Raw genomic sequence first — 15,320 nt, forward strand, 5'->3', positions numbered from 1 at the left:
CTTTTTTGTTTAAAATGAATTTGAGTTTATCAGATCGCTCTCATACAATCAAAATGATATGCAATCGGATATAATTTTGCTTTTTATCTAATTTTTATATTCGATCGCATATAGTTTTAGTTTTTTTGTTATTTTTTATATCCGATCGAATATATTTTAAACTAAAATTATTATTTTTATATTCGATAGTATATAATATGAAACCAATAAGGACTTTTGTAAAAGCGAAACGGAAAGAATTGGGTTTAACCCAGGAAGATTTAGCTTTAAATGCAGGTGTCGGATTAAATTTCGTTCGAGATTTAGAGCAGGGTAAGAAAACCCTTCGATTAGATAAGGTAAATGATGTTTTGGCCTTATTTGGTAAGGAAGTTGGTATTGTTAACCGTACTGATGAAAATGATTAGAAAAGCGAAAATATATTATCAAAATCAGTTGGCCGGACATCTTTCAGAAACAGATGATGGATACGCATTTCAATATGATCTGGAGTATTTAAAAAGTGAAAATGCTTTTGCAATTAGTCTGACATTACCTCTTGCTGAGCATCAATACCGTAATAAAGTATTATTCCCTTTTTTTGATGGGCTGATACCAGAAGGCTGGTTGTTGGATATTGGTGAAAAATATTGGAAACTTAACCCGAATGATCGCTTCGAGCTATTGATAAATTTATGTAGAGATACAATTGGAGCGGTTTCCGTGTATCCAATGGAGGAAGAAGAAAATGGCTAATTGTTTGTTTTGCTATCAAGCACTTGAAACAGGGGAATATCATGTGGCCTGCTCAAAAAAGTTTTTTGGAACAGCAGAAGTGCCAAAACTAGAATTGGATAAGGAAAAGTTAAGACAATTGGCGCAATTTACTGTAAATGAAAGATTGGCAGTTACAGGAGTTCAGCCTAAAATATCATTGAGTTTAACAGGAGAGAAGGCTAACAAAAGGTTAACTTTAGTTGGGTTGTGGGGCGATTTCATATTGAAGCCACAATCAACAGATTTTAAATTTATGCCAGAAGTAGAAGATCTGACAATGCACCTGGCCAGGCTTTTTAAAATTGAAACTGCACAACATGCTTTAATCAAAACTTCAACAAATGAACTTGCTTATATAACAAAAAGATTTGACCGTGTTGAGGATAGGAAAGTTCATGTAGAAGATTTGTGCCAGCTTTCTGAATTATTAACTGAACAAAAATATAAAAGCTCCTATGAACGTGTAGGAAAGGTCATTAAACATTACGCATCAAATTCAGGACTGGATGTAATTAAATTTTTTCGATTGGTACTATTTTCATTTTTAACAGGAAATAATGATATGCATCTTAAAAACTTTTCCCTTTTGCATACTGATCGGGGAATTCTGTTTTCGCCAGCTTATGATTTGCTGAATGTTAATTTGATTTACCCAAAAGATCAGGAAGATTTAGCCTTGACATTAGGGGGCAGAAAACGAAAAATAAAGAAGGCTGACTTTGATCAATTTACGGTTAGTTTAGGGATTTCAAATAAGGTTAGGGACAACATCTATAAGGAATTTTCAAAGCAATTTGACAATGTTCGGGACTTGATTGAAAGGAGCTTTTTAACAGAAGAGTATAAACAGGGTTATTCGAAAATATTTCAAAATAAGATGAGGCAAATAAACCTGCTCATCCAATAGTGATACCATAAACTATGTTTCTTAGTGTAAATAATACACTTTACTAAACAGGCCTTGAAAAAAAGCTTGATCCCTTTTAATAAAATATTTGTATTATAGTGCTTTCTTAAACGAATCCCGGTTTTGGGACTGTTTGTTAGATTATAGATACAAAAGGATGGAAGCGCAAAACGATAAAAGCAACGAAACAAATGATTTGATTGATAAGGAGCAGGAAATACAGCACCTGAACAATCCGGTAGATATATCTGTAAAGCCAATTGTTAAACAATACCTTGGTGAAGTAAAAAAAGTTAAGAAAGAAGGTAATCGTTTTTATTTCTCAGACGGTGATGCGAGGGTAGAAATACGGGTGGTAAGTGATGAGATGATTAGGGTCCGTCTGGCGCCCCATGGTGTCTTTTTAGATGATTTTTCTTACGCGGTACCCGAAGTAGATCAAAAAGTTTCGGTATTCAAAATGCAGGAACATGATGATCATTATACGATTTCTACCCACTCTGTAACCTGCAAAATAGAAAAAGCCAATTTCCATATTTCTTTCCATGATAATATTACCAATGTGATGATGGTTGATGAAGCCAACTCAATGCACTGGGAAGAAAATGTAGATTTTGGTGGTTATTATATCTATGCAACAAAAAAATGCCATCCGGAGGAAAATTTCTTCGGTTTGGGTGATAAATCGGGTAATTTCAACCTTCGTGGCCGTCGTTTCGAAAACTGGAATACCGATGCTTATTCTTATGGCTGGAACCAGGATCCGCTGTACCGTACCATACCATTCTATATTGGTTTGCATAACCAGGCTGCATACGGTATCTTCTTCGATAATACTTTTAAATCGTACTTCGATTTCGGATCTGAAGATGTAAATAAAACCAGTTTCTGGGCCGATGGTGGTGAATTGCAGTATTACTATATCCACGGACCACATATCATGGATGTAGTTAAACGTTATGCTACCTTGACAGGTACGCATCCAATGCCACCAAAATGGACTTTAGGCTATCAGCAATGCCGCTGGAGCTACTATCCGGAAACTAAAGTTAAAGAAATCGCCAGGCAGTTTCGGGAACGTAAAATTCCTTGCGACGCCATTTACCTGGATATCGATTATATGGATGGCTACCGCTGTTTTACCTGGAATAAAAAGTACTTTCCGGATCCGCAGAGGATGATAAAGGAACTTTCTGATGATGGTTTTAAAACCGTGGTGATGATTGATCCGGGGATCAAAGTTGATGATGATTACTGGGTGTTCAAAGAAGGTAAAGAAAAAAGGTTTTTCTGCCGCCGCAGCGATGATTATTATATGGAAGGGCATGTTTGGCCCGGCCGTTGCCAGTTTCCTGATTTTACCAACCCAAAGGTGCGTACCTGGTGGGGCAATTTATACAAAGAACTGGTAGATATGGGCGTTGCAGGTTTCTGGAACGACATGAATGAGCCTGCGGTATTTGGCTCGGGTACCTTCCCGAACGATGTACGCCACAATTACGACGGCTATCGCGGCTCTCATCGCAAAGCACACAATGTTTATGGTATGCAGATGGTTCGTTCTACTTACGAAGGGCTTAAAAAACTTATGCGTAATAAACGCCCCTTTACCATTACAAGGGCTGGCTATTCGGGCATGCAGCGTTACGCAAGTGTGTGGACTGGCGATAATATTGCCACCTGGGAACACCTAAAGATCGGAAACATCCAATGTCAGCGTTTATCGGTGTCGGGTGTGCCTTTCTGCGGAACGGACATCGGTGGATTTAGTGGTGAGCCTGATGGCGAGTTGTTTACCCGATGGATTCAGCTGGGTACTTTCTCACCGTTTATGCGTGCGCACTCTGCTGGTGATACTGCCGAGCGGGAGCCCTGGAGCTTTGGTGAGTTTTTTGAAAACATTAACCGCAAATTTATTGAGTTAAGGTACCGTTTAATGCCTTATCTATATTCAGTATTCTGGGAGCACCACCGTTATGGCTTTCCGATTTTAAGGCCATTGGTTATGCTTGAGCAGGAAAACATCAGCAACAGCTTCCGTCAGGATGAGTTTTGCTATGGCGATAAACTTCTGATCTGTCCCGTATTGGAGCAGGGAGCCATTTCGCGTAAAGTTTACCTGCCTAAAGGCACCTGGTATAATTTCTGGACCAATGAGACTTTAGAAGGCGGTAACGAATATACCGTTGATGCCAAGATAGACAGCATGCCAATGTTTGTGCGTGCAGGTTCTGCTTTACCAGAATATCCGGTAATGCAATATGTAGATGAAAAATCGATTACAGAAGTAATTTTGAATATCTATCATAGTGATTATGAGGTGAATTCATATATGTACGAGGACCATGGAGACACCTTTGCGTATGAACAGGATATTTACCTCGAAAAAAAGTTTACCGTAAAAGGTGATACACAAGCTATAAAGATAAATCAGCGTATTGAAGGCTTGTATACGCCGAATTATGAGTTTTATGTATGTAACGTTATTGGTGTAAAATTCCAGGTGAGAAAAATTATTATCGATAATAAAGAAGTCACTGATTTTTATACGGATGACAAGCAAGTACTGCATTTCAAATGCAATAAAAATTTCTCTGAGATACAGATTTTAAGTCTGTAAATCTTTTAGCCCCAAATGTTGTTTAGCATTTGGGGCTAAATTTATCTAGCCAAAAAACAGCTATGCCATCAGCAAAAAAAGTTACTGCAAAAAAAGCAGTTTTAGCCAAAACCGATCATACAAAAGCGGTTTGGGTACACAGTTTATTTACCGATTACGATATTGATCTTTTTCTGGTTGGAAAGCATTTCAGGCTTTATGAGAAAATGGGTTCTCACCTCATTTCGGTTAATGGTACAGCAGGGGTTTATTTTTCGGTATGGGCGCCTAATGCTACTGCTGTGAGCGTTGTGGGTAACTTTAACAGTTGGACCAATACCTCACATGGCCTGAACAAAAGGTGGGATAGGTCAGGTATTTGGGAAGGTTTTATTCCAGGTATAGCAAAAGGTGAAGTTTATAAATATTTTGTAAAAGGCTTTGATGAATCTGAACATTTAAAAGGCGATCCTTATGCGCGCAGGTGGGAACATCCGCCGCAAACCGCTTCTATTGTTTGGGACACCGATTATACATGGAAAGACAAGAGCTGGTTAATTAAGAGAGCAAAGCTGAATACTTTAGACCAACCGATATCGGTATATGAAATACATTTAGGCTCATGGGAGCGCGATCCGGATAATCCGAAACGTGTTTTAACCTGCAGGGAAGTGGCCGGCAGGCTAGTGCCTTATGTAAAGGAGATGGGTTTTACGCATGTAGAGCTAATGCCTGTAATGGAGTTTCCATTTTTCCCAAGCTGGGGCTACCAGATAACCGGCTATTTTGGGGCAAGCTCACGCTACGGCTCTCCACAGGATTTGATGTACCTTATCGATGCATTGCATAAAGCCAATATTGCGGTAATATTGGATTGGGTGCCTTCTCATTTTCCTGGTGATCGACATGGTTTATATGAGTTTGATGGCACCCATCTTTACGAACATGCTGATATGCGCAAAGGATTCCATCCGGACTGGAAATCATACATTTTTAATTACGACAGGAATGAAGTCAGATCTTTTCTGATCAGCAATGCCGTATTCTGGCTGGATCAGTATCATGCCGACGGATTAAGGGTGGATGCGGTGGCTTCGATGTTGTATTTTACTTTTTCCCGGGAGGAAGGAGAATCTGCAACCAATGAATATGGTGGAAGTGAAAACCTGGGAGCAATACAGTTTTTGCAAGATCTGAACATTGCTGTTTATGGAAATTTTGAAGGCGTACAAACTATTGCAGAAGAAAGCAGTACTTACCCTGGTGTTACGCATCCGGTACATGCTGGTGGATTGGGTTTTGGTATGAAATGGATGATGGGATGGATGAACGATACTTTAAAGTATTTCAAGGTAGATACATTAAATAGAAAACACCATCATAATCAGTTGAGTTTTAGCATGACTTATGCATTTACCGAAAACTTTATGCTTCCGTTTTCTCACGATGAAGTGGTGCATGGTAAGTCGCCGATGCTTTATAAAATGCCTGGTGATGATTGGCAGAAGTTCGCCAACTTAAGGGCACTTTATGGTTATATGTTTACACATCCCGGAGCAAAACTGTTATTTATGGGTAATGAGTTTGCTCAAACCAAAGAGTGGAATTTTACACAATCACTGGATTGGCATTTATTACAGTATGCTCCCCATAAAGGCATGCAGGAAACAGTCAAAGCCTTAAATTTTTTATACCGCAAAGAGCCTGCATTATATCATTTCAACTTTAGTTATGAAGGTTTTCAATGGATTGATGCCGATAATGCAAACGAATCTGTATTTGTGTATATGCGCAAAGGACCGAAAGCTAAAGATACTTTGATTATTGCAATAAATTTAACCCCGGTAGTTCGGGAAAATTATCGGATTGGCGTGCCGTTTAAAACGAAATGGAAAGAGATTTTTAATACTGATGATATTGGCTTTTATGGTGGCGGTATCAACAACAGGGGAGATATTGTTCCCGATCTGAAAGACTATAATGGGCAAAAATATTCAATTGTCGTCGATTTACCACCCTTAGCGGTAGTGATTTTTAAAAGCAAATAAAGTATTACCTGCTTTATCCCTTCCAAACCTTGTAATTCGGTTTGGAAGGGTAACCAATTACTTTAAATAAGAAAAGCTTCCCATTGCTGGAAAGCTTTCTTAAACTCCGGACTGGAAGCTTCCAGAGTGGGTGCAAAGATACAATAAACACCGTCTCTTGCAATATTATTTTTTAAATACTAGGAAGCTAAAATATTGCTATCATAATCTCCTCTATATAGATTACAAGGTCTAATTTTTTTTTATTCTGGTACCCCATTAATTGGTTTGATGCCAGGCGCTATAAAGCACTCATCAAAGCCACTTTGCCGACCAAATTTGCCTGCTGTGGTAAATGCAGCGTTAAGTGCTATAAAGTAACCCGATACGGATAATTCTGATATAAGCTGATCAATTGGATAGCATGAAACCAAAGCGTTTGATACGGATATCAAATTTCTTTTGCTGAAAGCAAATACAGCATTACCTTAAGGTTCCTGTTTTTCGATGATGGTATCAGCTGGTTACGCTCTTACTTTTTGATAAATGATTTAATGAATAAAGTGAACGGATAATGTAGCGTTTGTCAGTAGTATGTTTGTACTGGCAAACAGACAAATTTATTTTTCACATTATTTCAAACTCACATTGAAAAGGCGCTCTTGTCAATTTTTCTTGGTATTTCTGTTATTTTTTATGCCTGCGTATTTATATGCACAGTGTGAAAATACGGGGCGCACATACGCAAACTTTCAGGGGGCCTACCTCGATGGATTGAGTGTTTTAGGTGGAAATTTATACGGTAACATCGCCAATGCTTCAAATGCTGTAAATGGGCAAGTTAAAGATGCATCAACCTTATCAGTTCCAATTGGAGTGCTTGGGCTTACAGGTTCTGCCACACAATTTCTGGAATTTACCAATGATGGTACCAATGCTGGTAAACGCACAATTGCCGCAAATACGACAGTAACAGTTAAACTAGCGCTACCCAAAGAACTTCTCGGGCTCCTGAGCAATTTTGAAATTGGAAGTTTTACGGATCTACATCCCGTTTCAGCAAGTAAGCCTTTGGTAGGTTATGGATACGATTCTGGATATGATGCGACAAAGAACCCGATTTATGCAGCTGCAAATATTGCCGGGTTGATTGGCGGGGCGGGAGAGATGGAAATTACGGTTACCCCTACACAAGCCTTTAATGGGATATATATTAAGATTGTGGGTGCGGTAGCTTCTACAGCTTTATCAATAAAAATTTTCCATGCGTATATTTTGGAACTCAATACAGGTTCAGTCAATTGTGATGAGGCAATTGATGTATTATCGGGAGTGAAACCAACTTCTTTAGGCGGTATTGCAAATCTAACAGGAAATGTTACTAACCCTTTCAATGCCATTGATGCTGATCTAAATAGCTTTGCACTGATCGATGTGGGTACTTCCGTACTCAATCAGGTATATCTGACAGCTGTATTCAATAAACCCTCGCAACCAGCAGATTCGGTTAGTATTATACTTGAAAATCCTGGTGGTGGACTGTTGGATCTCAGTCTTGTAACAGGTTTTACCATACAGCCTTATCTGAATGGAGTTAAAGCCGGGTCAGCATTTGCAAACACAAGTACGTTTTTAGACCTTAAATTACTTCCTGGATCAAGCAGTAAATATAGCTTAAAGTTTGTGGTAGCTAGTGTTTACGATCGCCTTGAGATTTCGATGGGCGGACTTACTGGCGCTTTCAGCCGTTTAAGGATATATGATATTAAACGTAAGCTGGTAAAACCGCGCACATTGGCCGATCCTTCATCTACAGACGAAAAAATGGTTTGTCAGGGGCAAACGGCAACATTTGCTGTTCAGAACGCACAAACCTGCACCGAATACAAATGGTACGATGCTGAAACGGGGGGTAATTTGATACATACCGGCCTAACTTTCGCTCCGCCAAATACGCTTACACCAGGCGATTATAACTATTATGTTCAGGCAAACAGAACCTATTGCGTTACCTCCGTTTCTGAACGTTTAAGGGTAAAATTCAAGGTGAATGCGTTGCCTGTGGTTACCGTACCAGGCACGATAATCTGTAGTGGTTCTTCTGCTACACTTTCAGTTACGGCACCTGATGCGGGTTACACTTATAATTGGTATTCTTCGTCCTCTGGCGTTACGCCATTTTATACGGGTACTACATACACTACACCCCTTTTAACTGCAAGTACTATTTATTATGTAGAAGCGGTTAATACAGCAACAGGATGTAAAAATGCCGGTGGCGCTCAAGCTGTAGAAGTCAAAGTAAAACAATATGCCCCTGTCCCCGCAATAAGTGGTGCAACTGTTATGTGCGCAGGAACAAGTACAACATTTACCAATGTTTATCCAAATGGAGTTTGGAGTACAACTGATGCTGGAACTGCAACGATAGATGCCGCCGGTAAGGTTACTGCAATAGCTGCTGGTAATGCCGTAATAAGTTATACCGTTGCTGAAGATGCGACTTATTGTGCCAAAAAAGTAGATATCCCATTAGCTGTAAATCCCCAGCCAAATTTAACATTGGGTTCGGAAATAAGTATTTGTGAAGGGTTAGCCGCAACCAAAATTACTTACTCCAATGCCGTTTTTAACCCCGTAAATTATAGTATTTCTTGGACAGGTGATTTATTGCCTGCCGTCTTAAATCAGGCTTTACCGGCAAATGAAATTACCATTAACATACCGCCAACTACTCCTGTTGCGGTGTACCAGGGAGTTTTAAACATTAAAAATGAAAATGGCTGTGAACGCGCTATCCCTTTTAGTTTGAGGGTTAAGCTGGTGCCACATAAACCAACAGTATCCATTAACTAAAAAGAAAATAAATTATTCACTCAAACCATTTAAAATTATGACAAAAAGAACTAAAAAACGTAACCTGAAAATCTTTGTATTTTTAATTTGCTTATTGCCGGTAAGTGCTCTTGCACAAAGCCCAAGTGTATATCTGTGCGGAACGAATACCGTGAAATTGAATCCTGCTTTCCCTGGGTATACACCAGCTAACGGCGATAGAATTGTATGGACGGTTGACGGAACTGCGGAAGCTCCGGTAGTCTATAACGGTTCAAATGCTTTCTATCAGATTGCTGCCGGCCTGGCTGTCGGAAGCCATACGTATTCAGTTCAGGTTATACCGGCTGATGCAAATCTTTGTCCCAGCGATGCTTCTGATAATACCGTTGTGGAAAAATTGCCTGCACCTGTTATCGCTGTAGCAGCGCCTGGAAGTACTTATTGTACCGACCAAACAGCGACCACTGTAATTACAGCAAGCAAGGATGCTTCAATAACACTACCGGCCGGGGTAACCATGACCTATACCTGGTCAGCAACGCTAGGCGGTACCGCGGTAACCGATATTAGCACTTTGGGTACAGCATCTGGTTCAGGAGATACTTTTACGCTTAAAGCTGGCGTGGCTCCGGGTGATTATGTTTTCGCTGCTGTTGGAAGTTATGCTACTGGTACTGTCCCGATTGTAGATGCAGCAACTTGTACGGCAACTGCAAGTAAAGCCATAACGGTTACTGCTAAACCAGGTAAAGCAACAATTTCTGTAGCACCATAGGTATTACTGCTGAGTTGTTTTCATTATCGTGATGTTTAACAGAATTGGAATAATTGCGTTCAGTGTGCCGCTGCTTTATGCAACGGCATGCTTTGCGCAATCGCCTGATCCGAACAGATTAAACCTTAAACCAGGTGCTACTGTTAAACTCAGGGCCAACGGTACAGGTGCTGCATCTTATCAATGGTTTAGAAATGGAGAAGCTATTTTAGGTGCTACTTTGCAAGATTATGTGGTAAATGCAGCCGGAAAATACACCGTTATTACCTTTAGTTCAGGTGGATGTAGTTCCGACCGCTCTGAAGAGATGGAAGTGATTATGGAACCAAGGGTGTTAGCCGATGTTTCCATTATTAAAAGATCTGAAAGCAGGCAGGTAATGAATACGGAAGTATTTAAATACAATCTATTGGTTCGCAATAACGGACTGGGCATGGCAACTAACCTGCAGGTTAAAGACGAGCTTCCGGAAAATCTAATCTTTGTTAGTGTTGATCCTGCTATTATTGGTGCCGTTAATTATAATCAGCAAACCAAAACGTTATTCTGGACTATACCATCTCTTGCTAATGGCAGTTTTGTTGAGCTGATCATTAATGTAAGATCAGTTAAACCTGGTAAAGTGATTAATCGTGCTTCGGTTACCATTAATGAAACCGATCCGGATCTATCAAACAACGTATCTGTAGATAATAAGGACGTTATCGGACTTAAAATCCCAAATGTATTTACACCAAATGGTGATGGAAAGAATGAAACCTTTTTTATTGAGGGTTTGGATCTTTATAACGAAAATCAGCTTACCATTATTAACCGCTGGGGAAGCACTGTTTATGAAAAGAAGGGCTATCTAAACGATTGGACTGCAGATGGTTTGACAGATGGGACTTATTTTTATGTGATTAGGGTGAAAACTGCAAATACGCAATGGCAGGAATTTAAAGGTTACGTAACCGTAATGAGATAAATGAAAGTTAAAAGGTGAGGATATGAAAAAGATATTTTTAACAATATTGTTTAATTTGCTTTGTCTCTGTCTGTTCGCGCAGCAGAATGCCCAGTTTGGACAATATATGTTCAATGGTCTTTATATCAATCCGGCTTATGCCGGCTATAAAGAAGAGCTTTATATGCAGGCCTTTGTCCGGTCGCAATGGGCAGGTATTCAGGGGGCACCACAAACGCTTTCTTTATCTGTAGATGCTGCGGTTAAAGAAGAAAGTTTAGGGTTGGGTTTATTGGTGTCCAAAGATAAAATCGGCGCGCAGAATTCCCTGAATTTATCAGGTAATTTTGCATACCGGATTAAACTGGACCATACTGCAACCAATATCCTGGCATTTGGTGTTGGCATTGGCATAGTACAAATGGGGTTGAACGGCAGTTTATTGAATCCTACAGAAACTGGCGATAACCGGATTCCAACCGGATATGAAAGCAGAACTGTACCAGATATCAGGGCAGGGGTGCATTATTCGAACCAGAAATTATTTGTGGGGTTTTCTGCCAATAACCTGCTTACGCAGTATCTTCCAGTTTTTAGGAATAATAATCTCCTTAGTATTGCCGCAAAGCCACATTTTTATTTAACGGCCGGCATGTTATTTCCCATGGATAATGACTTTACATTCAAACCCACTTTTTTAATTAAAGACGATTTAAACGGGCCAACCTCATTAGATCTGAATGCTTTTTTATTGATCAGGGAAAAGTTTTGGTTAGGTGCCGCGTATCGAACCTCCGTAAAACTTTATCCTAAACCAGCATTGTCAAATGATTTACGTGCAAGAAGTGCCGTTGGACTGATTACCGAATTCTTTGTCCGCAACAACCTCAGGGTTGGTTACGGTTACGATTATAGTTTAAATAAGCTGGGTAACTATGATTATGGCTCTCACGAGATATCTATTGGTTATTACCTGCAAACAGCAAAAAGCAGAAAGCCAAAGTGTTATTTTTGATGCCCTGGTTTTTATAATATCATTGTCTATAGTCGTTTACATCGCTGAGCATATAGGGCAAGCCCCCTGTTTATTCTGAAGAAATATCAGGGAGTCAATCTTCATGACTTTATTTTCGGAAGCTGTACGTTTCTTACTCCATTCGGTTGTTTGATTTTGTTCCCTTGCATAAACAAACAGAATGTCGATGTGTTATTATCCCATATCAAATTACTCATGCAACCGTTATATAAAAGAAATACCCATCAAGAAGTAAATGTTGGCGGTAACGCTGATTTATCAGATGATCAATTCTTTTTTACGACACTACAGCCCTATGACGGTGCTGCATTCAAAGCGCTCTATCAGAAATATTCTGCCGCTATTTATGGGAATATTATCAGGCATGTAGATAATGAAGAAAAAGCTAAACTAATTTTACAGCAAACATTTTGTGAAGTTTGGGAAGCTTTTCCGCAATTTGATCAAACTAAATTCAGAATTTTTACCTGGATAAATCAATTTGCCCTTCAAGCCATCAAGAAGTTTACGCTTTAAAAAGCGGTTTATAATCTGTAACATTTTTATATTCCATTCGAAATTGCTATAATTAAGGGTCTAAAGTCTAACCCAATTTGTATGCTCGAATCTCAAAAGGTGTTTTTGGTAAACGCTGTGTTAAACTATTTCAGCCAGTTGTCTCCGATATCATCAGAATTTATCCAGGAAATAGAAAAAAATGTGGAGCCTCTTCTTATTAAGAAGAATAAACACATTCTATCGCCTATTGATAATAATAATTGCGTTTTTTTTGTGGTATCAGGCTTAGTAAGAGGTTTTATTAGAGAAGGCAATAAAGAAATTACCACCTGGATTAGCGCAGGCAATGAATTTGTTGGTGCCATTCAGCATCCGGGTGCTCCTCCCAAACCTTCTATTGAATATATACAGGCCTTGGCGAAATCAGAATTAGTTGCAATTCCATACTTATTAATTGATGAGCTTTATTCAAATTATCCGGAAACAAACATCATATGGCGAAAAATACTCCAATTCCAGTACCATGCAGCTTCAGAACGATCAATGCTGGCACGTATCCCGTCTGCCGAAAGGCGTTACGAGAAATTTATGGAGCTAAATTCTGTTGATGCATCCAGGGTTCCTTTGCGCTGTATGGCTACTTACCTAGGTATGCGCCTCGAAACCTTGAGCAGAATACGGAGTAAAATGGTCAGGCAGGTAGTATAATAGATCTAGTTGCAGAAAAATACAACGCAGATGGCATTAGCATTAATTTTTAAAAATAATTGATCAAAAATACATTTCTTCATCAAATCTTAATCTTTCTACCGTAATATTGTAGGCATAAGGGGTGAGAGCCTTATACAACTTCATAAGTTGAGAGCGTTAATTTAGATAAGGATGTAGCCAACTGGTTACATCCTTTTTTCTTGGCTAGGGTATTTGGGGCGTATACGTTATTTCAATCACTTTTTTCCGGTAATAACATGTGTCATTTATATTGTCAGGTCCCTGAAGTTGAAGGCTGTCCCAGCGGGAAACCGAATCCGTTGATGTAGTGGCCAATTGATCAGTATTGATGGCTACTTCCGTATCCTGCGAAGCGAATCTGGGTCGAACTCACTGAATAAAAGGTGAAATAAAATGGAAAGGAATTTTATGCTAATCCGTAATGGGTAAGCTTTCTTGTTTTGGCAGGGAAATAAAAAAGGAACTGCCTAAATTTTTACCGGCGCTGCTTGCCCATACTTTACCGCCATGCAGTTGCACCAGTGTTTTAACGATATATAGCCCAATGCCGTTAGAGCGTTCTTTTGCAGTCGGTACCGATGAGAGCCTGGCAAATTTCGTAAACAACTTGGTAATGTCTTCCCTGGTCAGGCCTAAACCGTTGTCTTTAAATTCGAATATAATACTATTGGCTTCCTCGCTGCAGATAATCTCTATGGTTGCTCCTTCATGCGAATATTTAATTGCATTACTCAATAGGTTATTTAAAACGTCATTTATACGTTCCTGATCTACCTGGATATAGCCATCCGTTTGGCAGCTGATTTTAAGCGTTTGCTGTTTTTCTTTTAATGTGGAATCAAAAGTTGCAGCCGCTGCATTGATCAGGTCGATTACTTCAACCGTTTCGAATCTGAGATCTATGGCAGCATTCTCATTTTTAGCTTCATTCAGCAGATTGTTCATCGTTTGTTCGATGTTCCGGCCGGTTTGCTCAATTTTTTTACCTAGTGAAACAAGTTTTTCCTGAGAGAGCAAGCCTTTATCTAAAAGTTGTCCGTAAGCAATCAGCGATGTGGCCGGGTTTTTCATGTCGTGTGCCAGTCGGTGCAAACGGTCATCGTAAGCGCGTACCGAAATACGGTTAATTAGTCGAGATTCCAATTTTTCCAGGGTGATCCTGGCCAGCCATTTCAGTACCAACAGTTGGTCTTGTTCAATGTCATGCCTTGGCTTTTCGTCTATTACGCTTACGGTTCCAATTATAAAGCCTTCCATGGTGATTATTGGTACGGCAGCATAAAATCTGATTCCATTGTTCATTTTAACGTAAGCATTATTGCAGATTTCAGGATAGGAATGGGTGTCCTCAATTAGGGTAATCTCCGTCGCTTGTGAAGCTACTGCGCATAAGCTATCTTCTTTTTCAATAACTGAGATCGGTATCGGGCTGGTATTTGCCTTAAAATATACTTTTGCTTCATCAATAAATGAAATAAATGATCCCGATGCTTTAAAAGTAGTCTTCGCTATTTCTGCAATCAGATCAAAGAGAAGTTCTGGAGGCGAATCAATAATGTCATACCGCCTAAGTTTGTTTAGACGCTGTAATTCATATTCTGTTGTGTTATCTGAGGGTTTGCTAAACTTACTCATTAATGGAGGTTGTTTTAAAATTGTTAGATGGCCAAGGTTTCTAACAAATATAAACCAAAGAAGTTTTATTCTGTAATTTAGCTTAGCCAGATCAGGAATGTTTTAAATGGTTAATTGTAATCGTAAATATTTAGGTTGAGGTAAAAGGGGAGGAAGCATTTTATTTATTTTGAAGCAATTGTAATGTTGGGTCGTCCCTTAATGATTTGGCTTGATGAGGTGTGATTAAACGGGCTAATAAATCAAAACTCTGTATAAAAGAAAAGAGATACTCCATCCAGACGTATCTCTTTTTTCTAACCAAATATAAACCTGTTATGAGCCAGGCTTTGTCTTTAACTTTCTTTCTAAACCTGGGTTTATCCGGAAAGTGATTTTTATCTATTTCTATTGATAACAAACATCGTTCCGTTTATTATGATACAAATATAGTAAAAAAAATGATAGTGTAAAAAATACACTAAGAAAATTTTAAGTATTTTTTTTGTCATTTTTTATTTCCTGTTCTTTTTTCAGAAGATTTCCGGAATTAAAATCATGATACAGCAAAGATAATGTTAAAATGTGTTAA

Annotated in this window: 12 protein-coding genes; 11 read left to right on the forward strand and 1 reads right to left on the reverse strand. The window is 39.0% G+C overall.

Features of this window, described 5'->3' with window-relative positions; genetic code table 11:
• The first annotated feature begins 197 nt into the window (after positions 1 to 197).
• From ACFE6N_RS14060 to ACFE6N_RS14110, 11 genes are all read left to right on the forward strand, one after another.
• The gene (locus tag ACFE6N_RS14060) at positions 198 to 407 is read left to right on the forward strand and encodes a helix-turn-helix transcriptional regulator (protein ID WP_378937435.1); all 210 of its coding nucleotides are present in this window, start codon (positions 198 to 200) and stop codon (positions 405 to 407) included.
• Entirely contained in the window at positions 394 to 735 is a 342-nt protein-coding gene (locus ACFE6N_RS14065; RefSeq protein WP_378937437.1) for a HipA N-terminal domain-containing protein, read from the forward strand. The genes ACFE6N_RS14060 and ACFE6N_RS14065 overlap by 14 nt, the downstream gene beginning before the upstream one ends.
• On the forward strand, positions 728 to 1,663 hold the full coding sequence (locus tag ACFE6N_RS14070; protein ID WP_378937439.1) for a HipA domain-containing protein: 936 nt from the start codon (positions 728 to 730) through the stop codon (positions 1,661 to 1,663). Before ACFE6N_RS14065 ends, ACFE6N_RS14070 begins: the two co-directional genes overlap by 8 nt.
• A gap of 157 nt (positions 1,664 to 1,820) precedes the next feature.
• Complete coding sequence (locus tag ACFE6N_RS14075) at positions 1,821 to 4,283, forward strand: glycoside hydrolase family 31 protein (RefSeq protein ID WP_378937441.1); 2,463 nt, start codon at positions 1,821 to 1,823, stop codon at positions 4,281 to 4,283.
• Positions 4,284 to 4,345: 62 nt separating this feature from the next.
• Complete coding sequence (gene glgB, locus ACFE6N_RS14080; protein ID WP_378937444.1) at positions 4,346 to 6,310, forward strand: 1,4-alpha-glucan branching protein GlgB; 1,965 nt, start codon at positions 4,346 to 4,348, stop codon at positions 6,308 to 6,310.
• A 675-nt stretch (positions 6,311 to 6,985) separates the two neighbouring features.
• Positions 6,986 to 9,145 (forward strand): hypothetical protein, encoded by a 2,160-nt coding sequence (locus tag ACFE6N_RS14085; protein ID WP_378937446.1) that lies wholly within the window; start codon positions 6,986 to 6,988, stop codon positions 9,143 to 9,145.
• A gap of 37 nt (positions 9,146 to 9,182) precedes the next feature.
• Entirely contained in the window at positions 9,183 to 9,902 is a 720-nt protein-coding gene (locus ACFE6N_RS14090) for a hypothetical protein (RefSeq protein WP_378937448.1), read from the forward strand.
• 31 nt (positions 9,903 to 9,933) lie between these two features.
• Entirely contained in the window at positions 9,934 to 10,869 is a 936-nt protein-coding gene (locus ACFE6N_RS14095; RefSeq protein ID WP_378937450.1) for a gliding motility-associated C-terminal domain-containing protein, read from the forward strand.
• A 22-nt stretch (positions 10,870 to 10,891) separates the two neighbouring features.
• The gene (locus ACFE6N_RS14100) at positions 10,892 to 11,863 is read left to right on the forward strand and encodes a type IX secretion system membrane protein PorP/SprF (protein ID WP_378937452.1); all 972 of its coding nucleotides are present in this window, start codon (positions 10,892 to 10,894) and stop codon (positions 11,861 to 11,863) included.
• A 216-nt stretch (positions 11,864 to 12,079) separates the two neighbouring features.
• Entirely contained in the window at positions 12,080 to 12,400 is a 321-nt protein-coding gene (locus tag ACFE6N_RS14105; RefSeq protein ID WP_090982546.1) for a hypothetical protein, read from the forward strand.
• Between the two features lie 81 nt (positions 12,401 to 12,481).
• Positions 12,482 to 13,090, forward strand: a complete 609-nt coding sequence (locus tag ACFE6N_RS14110) for a Crp/Fnr family transcriptional regulator (RefSeq protein WP_090982548.1) — start codon at positions 12,482 to 12,484, stop codon at positions 13,088 to 13,090.
• 435 nt (positions 13,091 to 13,525) lie between these two features.
• On the opposite strand, the gene ACFE6N_RS14115 is transcribed toward ACFE6N_RS14110, so the two are convergent.
• Complete coding sequence (locus ACFE6N_RS14115) at positions 13,526 to 14,749, reverse strand: ATP-binding protein (protein WP_378937454.1); 1,224 nt, start codon at positions 14,747 to 14,749, stop codon at positions 13,526 to 13,528.
• Positions 14,750 to 15,320 lie beyond the last annotated feature (571 nt).

The organism is Pedobacter sp. BG31 (assembly GCF_042464845.1).
Taxonomy (GTDB): domain Bacteria; phylum Bacteroidota; class Bacteroidia; order Sphingobacteriales; family Sphingobacteriaceae; genus Pedobacter; species Pedobacter suwonensis.